This is a genomic window from Leucobacter sp. G161, assembly GCF_001482305.1.
GTDB lineage: Bacteria > Actinomycetota > Actinomycetes > Actinomycetales > Microbacteriaceae > Leucobacter.
This window is the reverse complement of the sequence record NZ_LOHP01000077.1, coordinates 15854-35322: the sequence shown is the minus strand read 5'-3', so window position 1 is coordinate 35322 and position 19469 is coordinate 15854. Positions and strand designations below refer to the sequence as shown.

At 65.8% G+C, this 19469-nt stretch carries 19 protein-coding genes; 11 read left to right on the top strand and 8 right to left on the bottom strand.

Features of this window, described 5'->3' with window-relative positions; all coding sequences use genetic code 11:
* On the bottom strand, nt 1-922 hold a 922-nt coding region (locus AUL38_RS13260; RefSeq protein ID WP_059062859.1), incomplete at its 3' end, for a 4-hydroxy-3-methylbut-2-enyl diphosphate reductase.
* A gap of 170 nt (nt 923-1092) precedes the next feature.
* On the opposite strand from AUL38_RS13260, the gene xseA reads away from it, so the two are divergent.
* The 7 genes from xseA (at nt 1093) to AUL38_RS13225 (ending at nt 7138) form a co-directional block, all read left to right on the top strand.
* A complete protein-coding gene (gene xseA, locus AUL38_RS13255) occupies nt 1093-2319 on the top strand; it encodes an exodeoxyribonuclease VII large subunit (protein ID WP_059062855.1) in 1227 nt (408 codons plus the stop codon).
* 24 nt (nt 2320-2343) lie between these two features.
* A complete protein-coding gene (locus AUL38_RS13250) occupies nt 2344-2610 on the top strand; it encodes an exodeoxyribonuclease VII small subunit (protein WP_059062854.1) in 267 nt (88 codons plus the stop codon).
* Between the two features lie 2 nt (nt 2611-2612).
* On the top strand, nt 2613-3299 hold the full coding sequence (locus AUL38_RS13245) for a DUF4245 family protein (RefSeq protein WP_059062853.1): 687 nt from the start codon (nt 2613-2615) through the stop codon (nt 3297-3299).
* Nucleotides 3296-3976 (top strand): carbonic anhydrase, encoded by a 681-nt coding sequence (locus AUL38_RS13240; protein WP_059062852.1) that lies wholly within the window; start codon nt 3296-3298, stop codon nt 3974-3976. Before AUL38_RS13245 ends, AUL38_RS13240 begins: the two co-directional genes overlap by 4 nt.
* A gap of 76 nt (nt 3977-4052) precedes the next feature.
* Nucleotides 4053-5456 (top strand): class II fumarate hydratase, encoded by a 1404-nt coding sequence (locus AUL38_RS13235; protein ID WP_059062851.1) that lies wholly within the window; start codon nt 4053-4055, stop codon nt 5454-5456.
* 409 nt (nt 5457-5865) lie between these two features.
* Nucleotides 5866-6303, top strand: a complete 438-nt coding sequence (locus tag AUL38_RS13230; protein ID WP_083506883.1) for a tetratricopeptide repeat protein — start codon at nt 5866-5868, stop codon at nt 6301-6303.
* A 55-nt stretch (nt 6304-6358) separates the two neighbouring features.
* Nucleotides 6359-7138: a trimeric intracellular cation channel family protein gene (locus tag AUL38_RS13225; protein ID WP_235590721.1), complete on the top strand. Its 780-nt coding sequence runs from the start codon at nt 6359-6361 to the stop codon at nt 7136-7138.
* Here the strand turns inward: AUL38_RS13225 and AUL38_RS13220 are convergent.
* Nucleotides 7135-8391: an MFS transporter gene (locus AUL38_RS13220; RefSeq protein WP_083506881.1), complete on the bottom strand. Its 1257-nt coding sequence runs from the start codon at nt 8389-8391 to the stop codon at nt 7135-7137. The two genes, AUL38_RS13225 and AUL38_RS13220, sit on opposite strands and share 4 nt — an antisense overlap.
* A 46-nt stretch (nt 8392-8437) precedes the next feature.
* On the opposite strand from AUL38_RS13220, the gene AUL38_RS13215 reads away from it, so the two are divergent.
* Nucleotides 8438-9118, top strand: a complete 681-nt coding sequence (locus tag AUL38_RS13215) for a FadR/GntR family transcriptional regulator (protein WP_083506880.1) — start codon at nt 8438-8440, stop codon at nt 9116-9118.
* 29 nt (nt 9119-9147) lie between these two features.
* Here AUL38_RS13215 and AUL38_RS13210 read toward each other — a convergent pair whose 3' ends face one another.
* The gene (locus AUL38_RS13210) at nt 9148-10461 is read right to left on the bottom strand and encodes a PhoH family protein (RefSeq protein ID WP_235590722.1); all 1314 of its coding nucleotides are present in this window, start codon (nt 10459-10461) and stop codon (nt 9148-9150) included.
* 350 nt (nt 10462-10811) lie between these two features.
* Here AUL38_RS13210 and AUL38_RS13205 point away from each other — a divergent pair, with 350 nt between their 5' ends.
* The gene (locus AUL38_RS13205) at nt 10812-11378 is read left to right on the top strand and encodes a TetR/AcrR family transcriptional regulator (protein WP_059062847.1); all 567 of its coding nucleotides are present in this window, start codon (nt 10812-10814) and stop codon (nt 11376-11378) included.
* Nucleotides 11379-11453: 75 nt separating this feature from the next.
* On the opposite strand, the gene AUL38_RS13200 is transcribed toward AUL38_RS13205, so the two are convergent.
* The 4 genes from AUL38_RS13200 to AUL38_RS13185 are packed head-to-tail and all read right to left on the bottom strand — an operon-like array spanning nt 11454 to nt 15191.
* A complete protein-coding gene (locus tag AUL38_RS13200) occupies nt 11454-12512 on the bottom strand; it encodes a CPBP family intramembrane glutamic endopeptidase (RefSeq protein WP_235590720.1) in 1059 nt (352 codons plus the stop codon).
* A complete protein-coding gene (locus tag AUL38_RS13195) occupies nt 12509-13600 on the bottom strand; it encodes a DUF1648 domain-containing protein (RefSeq protein WP_059062846.1) in 1092 nt (363 codons plus the stop codon). The genes AUL38_RS13200 and AUL38_RS13195 overlap by 4 nt, the downstream gene beginning before the upstream one ends.
* A complete protein-coding gene (locus AUL38_RS13190; RefSeq protein ID WP_083506878.1) occupies nt 13597-14778 on the bottom strand; it encodes a DUF1648 domain-containing protein in 1182 nt (393 codons plus the stop codon). Before AUL38_RS13190 ends, AUL38_RS13195 begins: the two co-directional genes overlap by 4 nt.
* Nucleotides 14775-15191, bottom strand: a complete 417-nt coding sequence (locus AUL38_RS13185) for a GntR family transcriptional regulator (protein WP_083506877.1) — start codon at nt 15189-15191, stop codon at nt 14775-14777. The genes AUL38_RS13190 and AUL38_RS13185 overlap by 4 nt, the downstream gene beginning before the upstream one ends.
* 105 nt (nt 15192-15296) lie before the next feature.
* Between AUL38_RS13185 and AUL38_RS13180 the strand changes: the two genes are divergently transcribed.
* Together AUL38_RS13180 and AUL38_RS13175 are read left to right on the top strand one after the other, a co-directional pair.
* Nucleotides 15297-16421, top strand: a complete 1125-nt coding sequence (locus AUL38_RS13180) for a sorbosone dehydrogenase family protein (protein ID WP_059062844.1) — start codon at nt 15297-15299, stop codon at nt 16419-16421.
* Nucleotides 16422-16565: 144 nt separating this feature from the next.
* Complete coding sequence (locus AUL38_RS13175) at nt 16566-18035, top strand: HNH endonuclease signature motif containing protein (RefSeq protein WP_083506876.1); 1470 nt, start codon at nt 16566-16568, stop codon at nt 18033-18035.
* Between the two features lie 244 nt (nt 18036-18279).
* Here the strand turns inward: AUL38_RS13175 and AUL38_RS13170 are convergent, their stop codons facing one another.
* Complete coding sequence (locus AUL38_RS13170; protein ID WP_059062842.1) at nt 18280-19443, bottom strand: acyl-CoA dehydrogenase family protein; 1164 nt, start codon at nt 19441-19443, stop codon at nt 18280-18282.
* Nucleotides 19444-19469 lie beyond the last annotated feature (26 nt).

Sequence of the window (19469 nt, the reverse complement as noted above, 5' to 3'; positions counted from 1 at the left end):
GAACGTCTTCGTAGCCGGCCTCGCCGAGATCGTCGAGCAGCTCCTGCACGAGCACCTCAGGCACCGAAGCACCGCTCGAGATGCCAATCGTGTTGACGCCCTCGAGCCACTCCTGCTTCACTTCTTCGGCGAAGTCAACGAGGTACGCGGCCTTTGCGCCGTACTCGAGCGCGACCTCAACGAGGCGCACCGAGTTCGATGAGTTCGTGGATCCCACGACGAGCACGAGGTCGGCCTCGGGCGCGATCTTCTTAATCGCGACCTGGCGGTTCTGCGTCGCGTAGCAAATGTCGTCAGAGGGCGGATCCTGCAGGTTCGGGAAGCGCTCGCGGAGCCGGCGCACCGTCTCCATCGTCTCGTCGACCGACAGGGTGGTCTGCGAAAGCCAGACCAGGCGATCCGGATCCTTCACCACGAGCCCATCAACATCGTCGGGCGAGTTCACGATCGTGATGAGCTCCGGGGCCTGTCCGGCGGTGCCCTCAACCTCTTCGTGACCGGTGTGGCCGATGAGCAGGATCTCCATGTCCTGCTTCGCGAAGCGCACAGCCTCGCGGTGCACCTTCGTCACGAGCGGGCAGGTCGCGTCGATCGCGTGGAGGTGGCGATCCTCCGCTTCCTGCACGACCGCGGGCGATACACCGTGCGCCGAGAAGACGACGTTGGAGCCCTCGGGCACCTCCTCGACCTCCTCAACGAAGATCGCGCCCATCTTCTCGAGCGTCTGCACGACGTGCACGTTGTGCACGATCTGCTTGCGCACATACACGGGAGCGCCGTAGCGTTCGAGCGCCTTCTCGACGGCGACGACCGCTCGATCCACCCCGGCGCAGTAGCCGCGGGGCGCGGCGAGGAGCACTCGCTTGTCGCCCTCGACGGGCAGGTTCTTCAGCCTGCCGCCCAGGCGGCGCATACGCGGCATCGCCAGGCTCACAACCGGTGCACCAATGGTGCGCTGATTCACTACCGAAGCCTGCTGAGTCATACCCCCCAGTGTACGCCGCTAACTCTGAGCAATCAGTCTGAGCGCTGTGAGCGCGGGGTGGCCGCGGCGCGCCCGCGCTGTCAGATCGCCCGGCTAGGCTCGAACACATGGCAACAGACGCACCCGCAACCCGTGACGCCCCGTGGCCGGTCGCCCTCATGAGCGAGAAGGTCGCCGGCTGGATCGACAAGCTCGGCCAGGTCTGGGTCGAGGGCGAGGTCACGCAGTGGCAGGTGCGCGGCGGCCACGTCTACGGCAAGCTCCGCGACCTCTCACAGGATGCGACCGTGAGCTTCACAGTCTGGCGGTCGGTCGCGCAGCGCCTCACCGCCGAGTTTAAGCAGGGCGACCGCGTCATCGCGCTCGTGAAGCCGAACTTCTGGGTGAAGGGCGGCTCGCTCACGATGCAGGTCTTCGACCTGTCGCACGTGGGTCTCGGTGAGCTGCTCGAGCGGCTCGAGCGGCTGCGCCGCCAGCTCCAGTCCGAGGGACTGTTCGCGGAGGATCGGAAGCAGACGCTCCCCTTCCTTCCCGGCAAGATCGGGCTCGTGACTGGCCGCGACTCCGACGCCGAGAAAGACGTGGTGCGCAACGCGACGCTGCGCTGGCCGGGCGTGCAGTTCAAGATCCACTACGCGGCGGTGCAGGGCGACCGCGCCGCGAGCGAGGTGACCGCGGGAATTCGCGCGCTCGACGCGGATCCCGACGTCGACGTCATCATCGTCGCGCGCGGCGGCGGCGATTTCCAGAACCTGCTGCCGTTCTCGGACGAGGCGGTCGTGCGGGCTGCGGCCGAGGCACGGACGCCGATCGTGAGCGCAATCGGGCACGAGGCGGATCGGCCACTGCTCGACGAGGTCGCTGATCTCCGCGCGTCGACCCCGACCGACGCGGCGAAGCGCGTCGTCCCCGACGTCGGCGAAGAACTCGCTGGCATCGACCAGGCGCGCAGCCGCATGTCGAGCCGGGTGACACAGCTCTTCGCATACGAGGCAGACCGCATCTCCCAGCTGCGGCAGCGGCCCGTGCTCGCGAACCCTGACCGCCTCGTTGACGAGCGCGCCGACGAGCTCGTGCGCTGGGTGGCCCGCGGTGCCGAGCTCGCGGATCGCGCGATTGTGGATCGGGCGAGCTCACTCGCAGAAACCCGCGCCCATCTCAGGGCGCTCTCCCCGAAGGCGACCCTCGAACGCGGCTACGCGATCGTGCAGCTCCCGGGCGGAGCGGTGCTGCGCGACCCTGCCGACGCCCCCTCCGGCACCTCGCTGCGCGTGAGCGTCGTCGGCGGCCGCATCGGCGCGACCTCGACGGGCACGGGCCTCGACGAGCTCTGAGGCGGAGCGGCTAGACTGGCAGGCATGACTGCCCCGATCGAAGCAGACCTCGCCGAGCTGAGCTATGAGCAAGCTCGAGATGAGCTCATCCAGGTGGTGAGTCGTCTCGAACAGGGCGGTGCCACGCTCGAGGAATCGCTCCAGCTGTGGGAACGCGGCGAGGCACTCGCGACCCGCTGCGAAGAGTGGCTCATTGGCGCACGCAAACGACTCGAAGACGCGCGCCAGGGCGGCGCAGCTTCCGGTGCATCTGGCGCCGCAACCCAGCCCGAGAATGGCGAAGAGTTCTAACTATGGCGAAGCAGAAACGTCCGAATATCGTCGCCGAGCTTGGCCGCCCTGAGACGGCGGCCGAGACCGCTGCACGCAAGGCCGAAGGTACGCGACTATACAAGTCACGCAAGACCGTCAACAACCTGGTGTTCTCGCTACTGGTCACTGTCGCCGTTGTCTTTGTGATCTATCTCATGGTGCCCCGCGAGGCTGGCGACTTTGCAGACCGCTCGGTTGATGTCGCGCACGCAGCGGAGACGGCTGGCGCCGACTATTCACTCGCGGTGCCCGACGTTCCAGACACCTGGAAGGCGAAGCAGGCTTCGCTCACCGTCGACAGCGGCGTGACGTACTGGCAGATCCTCTACACAACCGAGAACGAGGCATTCGCGTCGGTCGTGCAGGCGTACACCGCGGACGGTGAGCCGGTACCGGCAAAGTGGATCGCAGGCAAGCTTGAGGAGCAAGACCCTACCGGAACCGATCAGCTCGGCGGTATCGACTGGAAGGTCTACGATCACCAGGATCGCAAGGCCAACGAAGTGAACATGCGCTTCGGGCTCGAGGGCGTCGTCGGCAGCAACTCTGTGCTCGTGTACGGCACCGACGATGAAGCCACTATCCGCGTCCTTGCGACCCAGGTGGCTGACTCACTCGCGGACTTCGAAGCAACCACCCCAGCCGCAGGCGAGGAGGGCACCGCATGAGCGAGGACTCCCAGCGCGTCACACCCCAACAGGCGTGGGACACACTCATCGCCGGTAACGAACGCTTCGTCACCGGCGGCTCGGCACACCCGAACCAGAACGTTGAGCGCCGCAGCGAGCTCGTCAACCAACAGACGCCTGACGTCGCACTGTTTGGCTGCTCAGATTCACGACTTGCTGCCGAGATCATTTTCGATTGCGGCCTCGGCGATCTGTTCATTGCGCGCAACATGGGCCACGTCGTCGCCGAATCGATCACTGCGTCAATGGAGTATGCCGTAACCGAACTGGGCGCATCGCTCAGCGTGGTGCTCGCGCACGACTCCTGCGGCGCCGTCGCCGCGGCCATCGACCAGTCGGGACGGGAGCCCTCGGATACGACGGTGTCGGTGAAGAACACGCTCGCTCCGATCCAGCCTTCGGTGCAGCAGCTGTGGCTCCAGGGCCGCACCGATACCCCCTACGTCGATCCGACAAAGGTCGACGCCAACGCCGTTGGCCGTCTCCACCTCGGCGCGACCGTCAACGAACTGCTTCGCACGTCGCGTGCCATCAGCGACGCGGTCGATGCCGGCCGCCTCGCGGTCGTCGGTTGCCAGTACCGTCTCACCGAGGGTCGCGCCGTGCCGTACACGGTCGTCGGCCCGGTTGACCTTGAGCTTGCTCCCCTGAATTAGCTTCACTCCGCACTAGCTTCATCCCTCTTCATCCCTCTTCATCCCTCAAAGACCCCTCCAGAAACAAAGGATTATTGTGACTGAAATCGAGTACCGCATCGAGCACGACACCATGGGCGAGGTGCGTGTTCCGAAGAACGCTCTCTACGCGGCACAGACCCAGCGTGCTGTCGAGAACTTCCCTATCTCAGGCACCGGCCTTGAGGCGACGCAGATCGTCGCGCTCGCACGCATCAAGCGCGCAGCGGCAATGGCGAACGCTGAGCTCGGCATCCTCGACGCAGACATCGCCAAGGCGATCGTCGCAGCTGCAGACGAGATCATCGGTGGCGCACACCACGACCAGTTCCCCGTCGACACCTACCAGACCGGCTCGGGCACCTCGTCGAACATGAACATGAACGAGGTCCTCTCGGATCTCGCGACGAAGCACCTCGGCGCACCCGTGCACCCGAACGACCACGTGAACGCCTCGCAGTCGTCGAACGACGTCTTCCCGACCTCCGTGCACGTTGCCGTGACCGGCGCGCTCATCGAGCAGCTCAAGCCCTCGCTCGCGCACCTCGCAGAGGCCCTCGAGGAGAAGGCTGAACTGTGGAAGAGCGCCGTGAAGCCCGGCCGCACCCACCTCATGGACGCGACCCCCGTCACCCCCGGCCAGGAGTTCGGCGGCTACGCCGCGCAGATCCGCTACGGCATCGAGCGCATCGACGCGGCACTCCCCCGCGTCGCTGAGGTCCCGCAGGGCGGCACCGCCGTCGGCACCGGCATCAACACCCCGCTCGGCTTCCCCGAGAAGGTCATTGCTGAGATCGCTGCGTCGAGTGGCCTGCCCATCACCGAGGCACGCAACCACTTCGAGGCGCAGGCAAACCGTGACGGCCTCGTCGAGGCTTCGGGCGCGCTGCGCACCATCGCCGTCTCGCTCACGAAGATCGCCGAAGACGTCCGCTGGATGGGTTCGGGCCCGAACACCGGCTTCGCCGAGCTCCACATCCCCGACTTGCAGCCCGGCTCGTCCATCATGCCCGGCAAGGTCAACCCGGTCGTTCCCGAGGCGACCCTCATGGTGTGCGCTCGCGTCATCGGAAACGACGCAACGATCGCCTGGGGCGGCGCACGCGGCAACTTCGAGCTCAACGTGATGATCCCCGTCATGGGCACCGCACTGCTCGAGTCGATCCGCCTGCTCTCGAACGTCTCGCGCGTCTTCGCAGACAAGACGATCGCTGGCCTCGAGGCAAACATCGACCGCATGGCAACGCTCGCGGGCATGAGCCCGTCGACCGTCACCCCGCTGAACCGCCTCATCGGTTACGAGGCAGCGGCGAAGATCGCCAAGCACTCGGTTGCTGAGGGCATCACCGTGCGCGAGGCAGTCGTTGATCTCGGCTACGTCGAGCGCGGCGAGGTCACCGAGGCCGACCTCGACAAGGCACTGGATCTGCTCTCGATGACCCACCCGGGCGTCGCAAAGTAGTTTCTCTCGCCGAAGGGGGTGGTGGGGCTTCGGCCCTGCCACCCCCTTCGGCGTCCCCGCCCCCTTCCCCGCCCCACTCCCCTCGGCGCTCCCCACCCCACTCCCCTCGGCGCTCATAAGACATCACTTCAGCGAGATCATGCCTGTTCCGCTGCAGATCAAGCATGACCTCGCTGAGAGCATGTCTTTTCAGCACCCGGGTCGGGGCGCGGGCAGGGGGCAGGACGGGCAGGGGGCAGGACGGGCCGGGGGCAGGACGGGCCGGGGGCCGCGGCGGGGGCCACGCGCTCGGTACAGTAGTCGCATGGAAACGCCGAGAAGCGACGAAGCTGTGGAACACACCTGGCAGGCGCGCGTAGACGCCGTCTGAGCTGACGCAGACGCTAGCGAGGCCGATGTACTCGACCGCATGACACAGCTCGTGGATGAGCTTCCGGAGAGCGATCCACGCGGCCCCTTCGAGCTTGGCGGTGCGAACGATTCGGCGGGAAACGAGGCCGAGGCTGCTGCCCTCTACGAGCGCGCCATCGCGCTCGGCCTTTCTGGCGCGTCTCGGGCCGCACTCGATATTCAGTACGCCTCCACGCTCCGCAATCTCGGACGCATCGACGAGGCGATCTCAGTATTGGAGAGCACAGAGCGTTGCGCTGAGCTGGGCGCCGCGCCCGACGCGTTCCTCGCACTCGCACTGCATTCGGCGGGCAGGGAGAGCGACGCACTGGCCACCGCGATTGAGGCGCTCATCCCGTTCCTCCCGAAGTACCATCGGTCGCTCACGGGGTATGCCGGGGAGCTCAGGAGCGGGGAGGATCGCACGCGCCAGCGCGCCACCGACTCAGACGCATGACCTGAGCGGGACCAGCTGAACCCGAGCGACGCTCGGTATACGGGAGAATAGTTCCGTGATCGACGAAACATTCACGATGCCCCTCTGGGCGGAGCTCACGGCCGTTGGTGTCGGCAGCCTCCAGGGTGCCCTCTTCGCGGCCGGCTTCAAACGGCTCGACCTCCTCGGAGTCGCGATCCTCGGTATCGCTTCAGGAATCGGTGGCGGTTTCCTGCGTGACATTCTGCTGAGCACCACTCCCGCGGCGTTCTCGATCAACTGGTACCTGATTACGGCAACGCTCGCGGCGTTCGTCGGCATGCTGGTACCCCGATTGTTTCGCAAGGTCGACCCGGTGGTGACGCTGCTCGACGCAGTGAGTATTGGCATGTTCGGGGCGATTGGCGCGACGAAGGCGTTGTCGCTCGGCCTGCCGGTCATTCCGGCCCTCTTCATCGGGACTGTGTCGGCAGTCGGTGGTGGTGTTCTGCGCGACATCATCCTGAATATCCCCATCGCGCTGATGCACGTCGGCTCGTTCTACGCCGTCGCGTCGATGGGCGGCATCATCGTGTTACTCGGACTGCTGGCCTTTGACGTGCCTGTGCTTATTGCCGGTTTCGCTTGTGTTGTCGTCACGACGCTGTTGCGCCTGCTTGCGGTGCGCTTCGGCTGGAGCCTCCCCGAGCAGCGTGCGCTCAGTCGTGTGCAGTTGCGCCGCCAGCGCCAGGTCGAGGCCGTGATTGACGAGGCACTGCAGACGGGTGTCATTGTGCTCCCGGATCTCGGCGATGTCCACGATGAAGACGTTGACGAAGAGGACGACGGAGAACCCCGCCACGGGGATCGGCGTTAACGGCCTTCTACTGCTCCGCGTTTGCCGACCACCTGTGTCAGCAGCAGGCCGACAGTCACCTGCGCCGCCGCACCCACCATGAGCAGCACCAGCACCAGGGTCCATCCGCCCGTCATCTGTCTCATGGCGCCAGCCCCGAGCGGCCCGAGCGTCGCGACGGTGTATCCGATGGACTGAACGGCGGTTGATACGCGTGCGGACTCTGCGGCGTCCTTCCCGAGACTCGCGATGAGCGCAAGCGCGAGCGGGAACGCGCACATGCCGAGCCCGAGGAACGCTGCCCAGAGTTCCGGCATCGCGGTGGGGGCAAGCAAGAGCCCGAGCATGCCCGTGAGGCTCGCGGCCCCGACAATGGCGAATCCGAGCCGCATCCGTTTCACCCCACGTGTGAGGGGGACAATGACGGCTGTCGCCGGAACCCCAACGGCCATCGCGATGCCGAGCAGCAGTCCGGCCCGCTCAGCAGACAGCCCCGCGTCGGTTGCGATGCTCGGCAGCCAGCCCATGAGCACGTAGCTCAGCAGTGCTTGGATCGCGAAGAAGCTCGCGAGCAGCCAGGTTCCCGCGGGGAATGGCTCCCGTCGTGTGGCCGCGCCTGCCGCCGTTTCGGCGCTGTGCGTGGATGTCTCCGCGACGACTGCGGCCGCCAGACCGGTGCCGCGTTCACCGCGCAGCGGCATGAAGAGCGCCCACGCGACAAGCCCAATGATTGCGGGAATCGCCCACGCGGCAAGCCCGAGCGTTGGGCTTCCGAGTCGCTGCGCCACCGGGACTGCGGCAGCGGCTGCGGTCGCCGCCCCCAGCGACATTGCGGTCGTGTAGACGGTCGTCACTGTGCCGATGCTTCGGCCGAAGTGTGCACGCACGACGGCGGGCAGCAAGATGTTCACGACGGCCAGGCCACCGGTCGCGATGACGGTGCCGATGACCACGATCCACGGATCCGGGAGGGCTCGGATGAGTAGCCCGGCGACAAGGATGACCATGCCGCCAGCAACCGTGCGCTCGGCACCCCAGCGGGCGGCGACGCGCGCTGTGCTCACACCAGCGATCGCGAAGACCGCGGTCGGGATCGCCGGGATGAGCACGACGGTGACTGCGTTGAGCGCACCCGCCTCGGTAAGCATGGTGAGCAGCGACGCAGCGCTGGTGATCGCGAGGCGCAGATTGAGCGCGACGAGGATCAGCGCCACGATCATGAGCGCGGGGCGGCTGCGGGAGGGAGTGCGGGTGGAATTCAACGACATATTCATCCAAACATCAAACGTCTAACCTTTTGGCCGTACTATCATTGCACATATGAGCCTTGAACCGGTACGGCAAACGTCATTGAGCGATCAGGTCGTTGAGCGCCTGCGCACGGAGATCGTCGAGGGTCGCTGGCCGGTCGGCGAGCGGATCCCGCCCGAACCCGAGCTCATCGCCAGCCTGGGCGTTGCCCGCGGCACGCTCCGGGAGGCCCTGCGCGCCCTGCAGTACAGCGGCATGCTCGACATTCGGCGCGGTGATGGCACGTTTGTCAGCGCCCGCAGCGAGGTGCCGGGCGCGCTCGCTCGGTCTGGCGGCACGATCGCCGATGTCCTCGAGGCGCGCGCCGCGATCGAACCGCAACTCGCGCGCCTCGCGGCCGAACGCGCCGACGAGCACGACATCGCCCGCATCGAGGCCGCGCTCGCCCACCGAGCGACCGTGCCAGCGGATCGGTGGGCGGAGGCTGATTCCGCGGTCCACGAGGAAATCGCGCGCGCCGCACACAATCCGATCCTCTTCGAGATTTACACCGCGCTCCTCCCCCAACTCCAGGATTCCGTGCAGTCCGCAATCACCCGCGACGGATTCCGGCGCGACGATCCACGTGGACACGAAGAGGTGCTCGACGCGATCCGCCGCCGCGACACGAACGCCGCGGGCGAGAGCGCCGCAGCAAACCTCGCGGCGACCGAGCGCTGGGACGCAGCAGAACGGGCCGGCACTCCCTAGTAGCACCGACCCGCACGACTGCTGATCCGCTACGCGTCGAGCAGCTGCGTCACCAGCGCCGCGATATCGCTCCGCTCGCTTCGGGTGAGCGTGACGTGCCCAAACAACGAGTGACCCTTCAGCTTCTCAATCACGGCGGCGATTCCGTCGTGCCGACCGACGCGCAGATTGTCGCGCTGACCGACATCGTGTGTGAGCACCACCCGCGACCGCTGACCGATGCGGCTGAGCATCGTGAGCAGCACATTCCGTTCGAGCGACTGCGCCTCGTCCACGATGACAAACGCATCGTGGAGCGACCGCCCACGAATGTGGGTGAGCGGGAGCACCTCGACCAGATCTCGAGCCACCACCTCGTCGAGCACGTTTTGCGAAACGATCGACCCGAGCGTGTCGAACACCGCCTGGCCCCAAGGGTTCATCTTGTCCTGCTGATCGCCCGGCAGATACCCAAGCTCCTGGCCGCCAACGGCGTACATCGGCCGGAACACCATCACCTTGCGGTGCTGTTGCCGTTCGAGGACGGCTTCGAGACCGGCAGCGAGCGCGAGCGCCGACTTGCCGGTGCCTGCTTTCCCGCCGAGCGACACGATTCCGACCTCCGGGTCAAGCAGCAAGTCGATGGCGAGCCGTTGTTCGGCGCTCCGCCCGTGCACCCCGAAGACCTCGCGGTCGCCGCGAATCAGTCGAAGCGAGGACGCCCCATCGACGCGACCGAGGGCCGATCCGCCACCCGGCGCACTCATGATGAGGCCGGTGCCGAGCGTGAGTTCACTGACCGGAGCAACGTCGTCAAGCCGTTCCTCTTCCCACAGGGTGTCCATTTCAGCATCGGTGAGTTCGATCGTTGCGGTCCCGAGGTAGCTGTCGTCACCTGTCTGGTCGTTGCGGTATTCCTCCGCGCCGAGACCGAGCGCTGCTGCCTTCACCCGCATCGGGAGATCCTTCGACACCACCGTCACCGCGAGACCCTCGGTGGCGAGGCTCTGCGCGACGGCCAGGATTCTCGTGTCGTTATCCCCCAGCCGCATCCCGCTCGGCAGCACCTCGGAGTTTGAGTGGTTGAGTTCGACCCGCAACGTGCCGCCGTCGTCGCCGACAGGCACGGGGAAGTCGAGCCGCTCATGCCGCTCGCGCAGCCCGTCAAGCAGTCGCAGCGCACGGCGCGCGAAATACCCGATCTCGGGGTCGTGCCGTTTCTTCTCAAGCTCGGTCACAACAACCACGGGCAGCACAATGCTGTGTTCTGCGAACCTGAAGATCGCCGACGGATCGCTGAGCAACACCGACGTATCGAGGACGTAGGTGCGCTCTACCTGTCCGAGCGATTCGCTCAGGTCGATCGAGGGCTGCTGGAGGGTATCCCGGGAATGTGCCACGGCGGCTCCTTCGTTCTGCCGGGGCGGCCCCGGCGAAACGAGTCGGCCGTAGCTGTACGAGGGTGGCTGCGGCCTCCTCAACCGGGCACGGTGCCCGGTACAGCACACGGTACGCCGCGAAAGTAACGGGCAGCTTTCGACACGCTGGCTGGCAGGTAAGCACCTCCCAGCGGGGCCCTCATAGGGTCGTGACAGTGGCAACGCGTCATTTCGACAGACGTGGCCAGTCTTATTGGTGCATTTCCTACATATACGACAACAGAAAAGTTTTCCCGTATTGCAATTCCTCCATGAAAGGGCGCTAGGCTGATGCCATGACTGATGCGCGCATCCTCCGGACCAGGGCAGCACTTCACGGGGCGATCACCGAACTCGCCACGCAAAAGCCCGTGGGTGAGATCACCGTTTCGGAACTTGCAGAAAAGGCCGGCATCAACCGGGTGACGTTCTACAAGCACTACACGACCCCCGCCGAGGCACTCGCCGATGCCCTCCACACCGAGCTGTCGGCCGCCTGCGAGGCAGCCCCGCCGGCAGCCGCACTCGATCCGTTCACGCATTACATTTATGCGTCGCTCGATCACCTTGAGGCACGGCGCGAGCTGTACACGATCGCGTTCAGCGATCAGGTCGACGGCACGATCCCGATCATGCTGTCCCGCTTCCTCACCGGCGTCGCCGAAACCTACCTGACCAAGCGCCGCAAGCGCAAGCCCGCGATCCCCGATGTGGATCTCGACGTCGCAGCCGCGTTCCTCGCGAACGGCGCAACCGGAGCGATCCGCGTGTGGATCCTCGAGGGCGACATGTCACGCGAGCGTTTCTTCGAAAACCTCCCGCATCTCCTCCCCGCTTGGTTCCAGGCGGAGGAGAGCAACTAGCCGCTGCACAGCGAAACGGCAGGAGCCCCAACGTGTTCGTTGGGGCTCCTGCCGTTTCGCTTCTGCGGCTCGCGCCTAGCGGCGGGGCGGCGCGAGCGCCGGCTCCTTACCGAACTGCTTCGTCGCGAGGAGCAGCACAATAATGATCGCGGCCGCGATCCAGCCGGAGACCCCAAGCGGGTTCACCAGTGGCATCGACAGGGGTGCGCCCGCCATCGCGAATATGCCAAATGTTCCTGCTGCCCCATTGAACGCGCCGTGCGCAACGGCGGCCGGCCACACCGAGCCGCTGCGCAGCCGCAGCCACCCAAACAGCACACCGAGGAACACGCAGCCCACTGTCATGAGCACGACCCCGCGCCAGTCGTAGAAGCCGAAGTTGTGCCCGAGCAGCGTGACCGGCGTATGCCAGAGCCCCCAGATCGCGCCGCTCACGAGCAGTGCGGGCCAGGTACCGAGTGGCCTGAGTGCGGGCAGCAGCCAGCCCCGCCAGCCAATCTCCTCGCCGAACGCGGGGAGGATGTTGAGGATGCCGGCAATCGGGATGAGCGCGAGCTGCACGACGAGGAGAGACCCAACGCTCTCGGCCGAAACTCCCGAGGCAACGAGGCTGGCGGTGAAACCCGACAGGTTCGCGAAGTCGGGCGTGAACCAGCCGAAAGCCGTCGCCACGAGTAACGCAAGGATCACCAGGGCGATCGGCCCAAAGTTGCCAAGCACAATGAACCAGACGACCCGCTTCGCGGGGCTCAGCGGCCACAGCCCGAGGAACCTTGCGCGGCCTGCACGCGGCACCTTCATGAAGAACACCACGACGAGCATCGCAATCGCTGGCGTGAACATCATCACCGTCGGGAGCAGCTGCGCGAGGAGCTGCTCCGTCATCGAGAGTGACGTCGGGTTCGAGCCGATCAGCAGCCACATCGGCAGCATCACGAGCCAGGCGAGGCCCATCGCGATCACCGAGAAGACGACGACGGCAGCCCACGGCACCCTCGTGAGCGGGGCGGGCTCACTGGCGGGCTGTCGCGCGCCCCCGGGCTGTGGCAGCGGGGGCGTAACAGGCGTTGTCGGCATGGCCGCTGCCGGTGTCGCTGGGGGTGACGCTGCGCCTGAGCGAGGATCGGTGGTCATAGCGAATCTCCTTCGATATCGGTGCGAATGCGCGGGATGGATCTCGGGGCCTCGTCTCCCTGCGGCGTAGTGTCGGCCGCGGCCTGCGCCGCCGCGGTAAGCACGGTGGCGGCGGTCTCAGCATCGGACATCGTCACCACGAGCACCCGGCCGTCGCGCCGGGTAATCACCAGGCCTTCGCCTCCCCGAGGCACAAGCCCCGTGCGGTTGCCCGACAGGCGGAGCCCCCACCCACCAAACTCTCCGAGCGGGTTGATGTCTGCGGTCACGACGCTGACAACCTCCTCCGCGGGCACACGAAACACCGGCCAGCCCACGATCGATTTCGCCGCGAATCCCTGCGGCCCGATCCGCACTCGAAACCACAGACACGTCACCAACAGCCCCGCAGAGAACACGAGGGTTCCCAAGGCGACCCACCCGCCGACCGGGTCAACGGTGAACATCCACACCGTGAGCGCCGCGAGCAGCACGACAGTAACACCCACCACCCATGCAACTGACCGTGATGGTGTGATCTCACCAACCCAGGCTGCGCGTTCTGCACCGCCCAGCGGCAGCGGCTCGGCTGGCGGCTCGCCGGTTTCTGGGTTGAGCTGGAGCTTCGGCTGCACCAGGAACGCAAAGACGCCGATGACGAACCCCGCGACAAAACCGCCAATAAGGAACCCGAACGTCGAGCCTGTCTCGCGCGCATCTGCGGCGTCGAGCTGCACCCACGCTGATCCCAGCGCCTGCGTCTGCAGCGAGATGGTGAGGCCGAGCACGAATGCGGGCATCAGGCGACTATTCCCTGCCCAGGTGGGCTTGGCCTGGGCGGCAGCCGCGCGGCGGCTCTGGAACCGCTCGAGCAGCGGCAGGAGCAGAATGAGTGCGTTACTGAGTGTCAGGATCCCAAGGTTCTGCCACGGAGAACCGAACCCGTCAGGCATGCCCGAGGCGCCCCAGTGAACCGCCGCCGGGCTCGGCATGCGCGGCATCCACGCGATCTGCAAGACTCCCGACAGCAGGATGAGCAGCGCCGGGAGCAGCGTGCCGATGATGAGGGCGGCACGCTTGGCGCGTGGCAGCCGTAGATCCGCGCTCATGTGTCGCCTCCCGTCGGAGCTGCTGCAGGCGGCGGCTCCGCCTGCGCCTGCTTGGCCGCCGTGGCCAGCGCCGATGCGGCTGCGTCTGCATCGTCAAGGGTGATGACCAGTGGCCGACCCCTGCGCCGTTCGATCCTCAGCCCCTCGCCCGTTCGCATCACGACGCCAATTTTCCCGTCGACCGACAGTCGTAGGCCCCAGCCGCCGAACTCATTGAAGGGGTTGATCTCACCCACCGAAACATCCGCGATGTTGGTTGCTCGGGCGCGGAGCACCGGCCAACCGATGAAGGATCGGGCCTCGAAGCCGCGCTCATCGATCCGCACGTTGAAGCGCACTCCCACCACGGTGAGCACCAACACGAGTGCAAGCAGCACGCCGTTGACAACGATAATCACAGTGTTCATCGGGCGCAGCGAGAGCACGAAGATGAAACTGGCGACCACAACGACGAGCGCGATAACCATCGTCCAGAGGTACGGCTTCGTCACGCCGATCACGCCGAGCCAAGCCACCCGCTCGCTCCCCGCGAGCTCCAGCGGTGCACCGGCATCCGCGTCTACCGCGGCGCTCACCCGGAGTTTTGGCTGCGCAAGATACCCCAGGCCTCCCGCCACAGTACCCACCAGCGTTGGAAGGATTGACACCCAGGCGTTCGGTTCAAGGTCGCGGCCATCCGCGAGGTCGAGTTGCATCCAGGTCGTGAAGATCCCGAGCATAAAGATAAGTACGCTCCCGGAAAGCACAATCGCTGGCACCAGACGGTTCATCGGCCCCCATGCGTCGCCGGCGCGCTTCGGCGAAGCCTTCGCCTGCAGATCCATCATCTTGGTGAGGAAGAACAGCGAGGCCATCACCAGGCCCCCAAGCGGGAACATCAGGAGCGGGACGATCGGGCTAGCGAAGCCGTCGGGCACACCCGCCCCACTCCAGTGCACGGCCACCTCGTCGGGGAGCCGCGGCAGCCATGCGAGGAAGACGATGAGTTGCACGACGACGAGGCCGAGCGGAATGTACAGGCCAACAATGCGGGCGGCGGTGCGCGCACGCGGCAGTTCTGGGTGTTCCGGCTGCTGCTGCTGGCCCTGCTCACGTTTCATGGCCTCAGGACCCGCAGCGCCTGCAGGGTCCTCCCCAGGCGTCTCGGGTCGCAGCGGAATGGGTAGGTTGTCCCTCATGCGGCGGTCTCCTCCTGAATCGCTCTGAGTGGGATAGGTTCATTGCCGGCGGGAGGGGGCCCGCCAGGGCCGACGTGGGCGACCATCGCCGCCACTGTCTCCTGACTCACGCCGAGGCTGCTTGCCCGGTCGACGAGCGCCCTGACCTCGCCGGAGAGCTCAACGAGGGTCCCGGCGAGCGCCGTGACCACCGCTCCCCTGCCGCGCCTGAGGTCAATCAGTCGCTCGTCACGCAGCTGCTGGTAGGCGCGCAGCACCGTGTGCACGTTGATATCGAGCGCCTCGCCGAGCCGCTTTGCCGCGGGCAGCGTCGCACCCTGACGCAGTTTTCCGCTCGCGATATCAGCGCGCACCGAGTCTGCAATCTGGGCGTAAATCGCACGCTCGCTCGCCTCGTCAATTCTTATGAGCATTAATCCCCCTTGCGCCCATAACCCTACCTCAACTAGAACAACTTGTGGGAGCCGGTATCACCGCGATCGAGTACCGTATGTACACACAGACAGAAGGAGGACACCATGCTCACTTCGCGACGCCCACTCACGTTCTTCTCGGCGACAGCCGTACTCCTGCTCGCCCTGACGTCTTGCGCCCCCGAACCCGATCCGGCCCCCGCCCCAGCCCCCGAGCCATCGAACGAGGCGCCCGCGACCCCGGAACCGGCAGCGCAGCTCGGCCCGCGGCAGCAGACACTCAACCTCACCTCGCCCTGGTCAGTCGCGTTCGTCGCCAACTCTGCACTCGTGAGCGAACGCGACACCGCAAAACTCCTCGAGCTTGCCGAGGACGGCACTTCTCGAGAGATCGCCACTATCGCCGGCGTCGTTCACGGTGGCGAGGGCGGGCTGCTCGGACTCGCGGTCTCCCCGGCGACCGACGGCGCGCAACCCGAGTCGCTCTACGCATACTCGACGGCCGCGAGCGGTAACCGCGTGCAGCGCTTCCCAATCACGGGCGAACCAGGCTCCCTCGCGATCGGTGACCCGACCACGATCATCGAGGGCCTCCCGAGTGCGGCCTCCCACAATGGCGGGCGGATCGCCTTCGGGCCAGACGGCATGCTCTATGTCACAGCCGGTGACGCCGCTCAGCCCTGGCTGTCGCAGGACCTTTCAAGCCCGGGTGGCAAGATCCTTCGCTTGGCACCGGACGGCAGCATTCCCGAAGATAACCCGTACGCAGACTCACCCGTGTACAGCTACGGGCATCGCAACCCGCAGGGCATCGCGTGGGCCGAAGACGGCACGATGTACTCGAGCGAGTTCGGGCAAGACACCTGGGACGAGCTCAACGTCATCACACCCGGGTCAAACTACGGTTGGCCCGAGGTCGAGGGCATCCTGGGCGACGTTCGGTACGTCGATCCCGTGCAGCAGTGGACACCCGCGGAGGCCACCCCGAGCGGCATCGCGATCCTGGGCGACACCATCTACATCGCAAACCTCCGCGGGCAGCGGGTGCGCACCGTGCCGCTGTCCGACCTCACGGCGAACGCCGAATACTTCATCGAGGAATTCGGGCGCATCCGCGACGTGGTGGTCTCGCCGGATGGCAAACTCTGGCTGCTGAGCAACAACACTGACGGCAGGATCGATCCGCGCCCCGACGACGACCGGTTCATCGATTCGGGACTCGTGAAGTAACTCCGGCCTTCGCCGCACCGCTCTCGGGCTGCAGTCTTCGCACGCTCGCGGGGCCGGCTAAATTTTCTCAAATTATTTTCCACAAGATCGCTTTTAAGCCACACTTGCGGCCTTAATGTCGGTGGTCCGTGTTTGAATTCAGGCATGACTTCACCACTTGAGATCCGCGCAGAGGCCATGGACGGCCTCGAGGATGTCGCGCGCGAGATTCGAGGTGCAGAGGCACGAAGGCTCCAGATTTTGGCTCGCGGGTACCGGGCCCTACCGCCCGGAGAGATGCCCTATCGCGCGTTCAAGGCTGAGGCAGCGCTCGCACTCAACCTGACCGATTACCGAGTTGACCAGTTGCTTGGAGTCGCGATGTCCTTGGAAACCGACTATCTCGATACTGCCGTGCTGCTGAGCAAGGGGCGAATCGGCGCGGCACACGCTGAGATCATCATCACCGCAGGACACGTGATCACCAACATAGTTGCGACCGGGGTTGACGAAGCCGCACGCAAGCTCGCAGAAGAAAAGGCCACAGTCGCCGCAGCCCGACTCAAAGAGTACGAGCACGCGGTGCTCGCTTTCGCGCTCGAAGAGACCCCGAACAGGCTCAAGCCCATCGCCAAGCGGCTTGCCGAGCAGTGGGCCGTCGAACCGATCGAGGCACGGCAGGCCGCAGAAACTGCCCGCCGCCGCGTCACGGTCGTCGAAATGAGTGACGGCATGGCCGAGCTACGGGCGTACATGCCCGCGGTGCAAGCGTATGGGCTTCACGACCACCTCACACGCATCGCGAAGGCAGTGAAGCGCAAGACCATTCCCGCGCCACCCCTGCCGGTACCCGAACCCGCAACGAGAGACGGGGCTGAGGAGCTGCCCTCTGGCAGTCCTTCCCTGCTTGGACCGGGCGCGGAAGTCGAGCCAGAGCCGAGCGATGCGCGCGGCATCGACGAGATTCGCACCGACGCGTTCCACGACCTGCTCTCCCGCGACCCGTTCACGGCAGCCGAGACGGCGACTTGGCCCATCGGGGCCGAGCTGCAGGGACGCGTACAACTCGTCGTCACTGCCGAGGGGCTCGATGCGCTACTCGCGAAGCACGGAGGCACCGTCATACGCGACACTGATCTTCCGCCGAGCGGGTCAGTGAAGTGCGAGCTTCAGGGATACGGCCCCGTCGACGTCGAAGCCGCGCGGCCACTTATCGCGTCACGACAGCACTGGGACCTGATCACCGTGTGCTCACACACAGGCGAAGTTATTCGGACCGATACCTATCGGCCGATAAAACCACAGGAAAGGTTTCTGGTTGCGCGAGACGGGCACTGTCGCTTCCCTGGGTGTGTCGCGCCAACGTATCGCGCAGAAATCGACCACACCCTCGACGCAGCTCTTGGCGGCCCCACAGCTACCGACAACCTGGCGCATCTCTGCCTCAAACATCACATCCTCAAAGGCAACACCGACTGGACAGTCGAACAGGTTGCAGGCGGAGTCCTCATATGGACTTCACCCACCGGTCGCGTCTACACGGATCGACCGCCCGACCGACTCCCCGAAGCCCGGGCAGCAAATGCCTCTCGGCGAAGTAGCGTCAGATTCGAACCCGCCGACCACCCCTTCTGACGCAGCAGTGAACCCTGCGTTGCAGCCAACGATGGCCTGCGACGCTGGGCGTCCCGCCATCCGCGCCGCAGATACGAAAACGGCGATAGCTATGCCGAATCTTGGGGATTCTGGCATAGCTATCGCCGTTTACATGCGCTGCGGCTCACGCGGGAACGCGAGAGCGGGAGAGCGGGAGAACGCGGGGACGCGGGAGCACCGGAGCACCGGAGCGCGGGAACGCCAGAGCACCCGCGTGCACCCGCTAGAAGGCTGCGATACCCGTGAGCTCGCGACCGATGACCAGCTGGTGAACCTCGTCAGTGCCCTCGTAGGTGCGGACCGACTCGAGGTTCGCCATGTGACGCATCACCGGGAAGTCGCTCGTGATGCCGTCGCCACCGAGGATCGACCGGCAGTTGCCAGCGATCTTGATGGCCTCACGCACGTTGTTGAGCTTGCCTACGGAGATCTGACCGTACGTCAACTGGCCCGCGTCCTTCAGACGTCCGAGGTGCAGAGCAAGCAGCATGCCCTTTTCGTACTCAACGAACATGTCAGCCAGCTGCGCCTGGATGATCTGCTTGCCGCCGATCGGCGTGCCAAACACCTCGCGGGTCTGCGAGCGCTCGACCGCTGCCTCGAGGCAGGAGCGGGCAGCACCCATGACGCCCCAGGCGATACCGTAGCGCGCCTCGTTCAAGCACTTGAACGGAGCGGACAGGCCCTTCGCGCCAGGGAGGATCGCGTCTGCGGGCAGCCGCACGTCGGTGAGCTCGATCTCGGTCTGCAGGGAGGCACGCATCGAGAGCTTGTTCTCGATCGCGGTCGCTTTGAAGCCCTCGGTCTCGGTCGGTACGACGAAGCCGCGCACGACGCCTTCCTCGTCCTTCGCCCAGATCACGCCGACCTGCGCGATGGTGGCGAGGCCGATCCAGCGCTTCTTGCCGTTGAGCACCCACTGGTCGCCGTCTCGGCGAGCTGAGGTGAGCATGGTGTTGGGGTCGGATCCGCCCTGCGGCTCGGTGAGACCGAAGAAGCCGATGGTCTCGCCGCGGCCCATGGCAGGGAGCCACTGCTGCTTCTGCTCCTCGGAGCCAAACTTGTAGATCGCTCCCATGGCGAGCGAGCCCTGCACAGACAGCGCGGTGCGGAAGCCCGAGTCTGCGGCTTCGAACTCCATTGCGACCAGGCCGTACGCAACCGACGATGCGCCACGAAGGCCGTAGCCTTCCATGTACATTCCGAAGGCGCCGAACTCGCCGACCTCGGGAAGCAGCTCGACGGGCAGGCGACGGTCTTCGAACGCCTGGTCAATGATCGGGTTGATGCGGGTCTGCGCAAACTCGCGGGCCTTGAGCTGCCACTCGCGCTCTTCCTCGGTAACGAAGTCAGCAACGTTGAACAGCTGGTCAATCGTGGTGGTCATGAGTTTCCTTTGTTCGTGGGGGATGC

What these genes read in the sequence shown, in the direction of transcription:
- AUL38_RS13205 (WP_059062847.1), top strand. Translation starts at nt 10,812, where the DNA reads ATGACTGATGCGCGCATCCTCCGGACCAGGGCAGCACTTCACGGGGCG.
- AUL38_RS13220 (WP_083506881.1), bottom strand. Translation starts at nt 8,391, where the DNA reads ATGAATATGTCGTTGAATTCCACCCGCACTCCCTCCCGCAGCCGCCCC.
- AUL38_RS13240 (WP_059062852.1), top strand. Translation starts at nt 3,296, where the DNA reads ATGAGCGAGGACTCCCAGCGCGTCACACCCCAACAGGCGTGGGACACA.
- AUL38_RS13215 (WP_083506880.1), top strand. Translation starts at nt 8,438, where the DNA reads ATGAGCCTTGAACCGGTACGGCAAACGTCATTGAGCGATCAGGTCGTT.
- AUL38_RS13245 (WP_059062853.1), top strand. Translation starts at nt 2,613, where the DNA reads ATGGCGAAGCAGAAACGTCCGAATATCGTCGCCGAGCTTGGCCGCCCT.
- AUL38_RS13175 (WP_083506876.1), top strand. Translation starts at nt 16,566, where the DNA reads ATGACTTCACCACTTGAGATCCGCGCAGAGGCCATGGACGGCCTCGAG.
- xseA (WP_059062855.1), top strand. Translation starts at nt 1,093, where the DNA reads ATGGCAACAGACGCACCCGCAACCCGTGACGCCCCGTGGCCGGTCGCC.
- AUL38_RS13250 (WP_059062854.1), top strand. Translation starts at nt 2,344, where the DNA reads ATGACTGCCCCGATCGAAGCAGACCTCGCCGAGCTGAGCTATGAGCAA.
- AUL38_RS13195 (WP_059062846.1), bottom strand. Translation starts at nt 13,600, where the DNA reads ATGAGCGCGGATCTACGGCTGCCACGCGCCAAGCGTGCCGCCCTCATC.
- AUL38_RS13185 (WP_083506877.1), bottom strand. Translation starts at nt 15,191, where the DNA reads ATGCTCATAAGAATTGACGAGGCGAGCGAGCGTGCGATTTACGCCCAG.
- AUL38_RS13230 (WP_083506883.1), top strand. Translation starts at nt 5,866, where the DNA reads ATGACACAGCTCGTGGATGAGCTTCCGGAGAGCGATCCACGCGGCCCC.
- AUL38_RS13170 (WP_059062842.1), bottom strand. Translation starts at nt 19,443, where the DNA reads ATGACCACCACGATTGACCAGCTGTTCAACGTTGCTGACTTCGTTACC.
- AUL38_RS13180 (WP_059062844.1), top strand. Translation starts at nt 15,297, where the DNA reads ATGCTCACTTCGCGACGCCCACTCACGTTCTTCTCGGCGACAGCCGTA.
- AUL38_RS13200 (WP_235590720.1), bottom strand. Translation starts at nt 12,512, where the DNA reads ATGACCACCGATCCTCGCTCAGGCGCAGCGTCACCCCCAGCGACACCG.
- AUL38_RS13190 (WP_083506878.1), bottom strand. Translation starts at nt 14,778, where the DNA reads ATGAGGGACAACCTACCCATTCCGCTGCGACCCGAGACGCCTGGGGAG.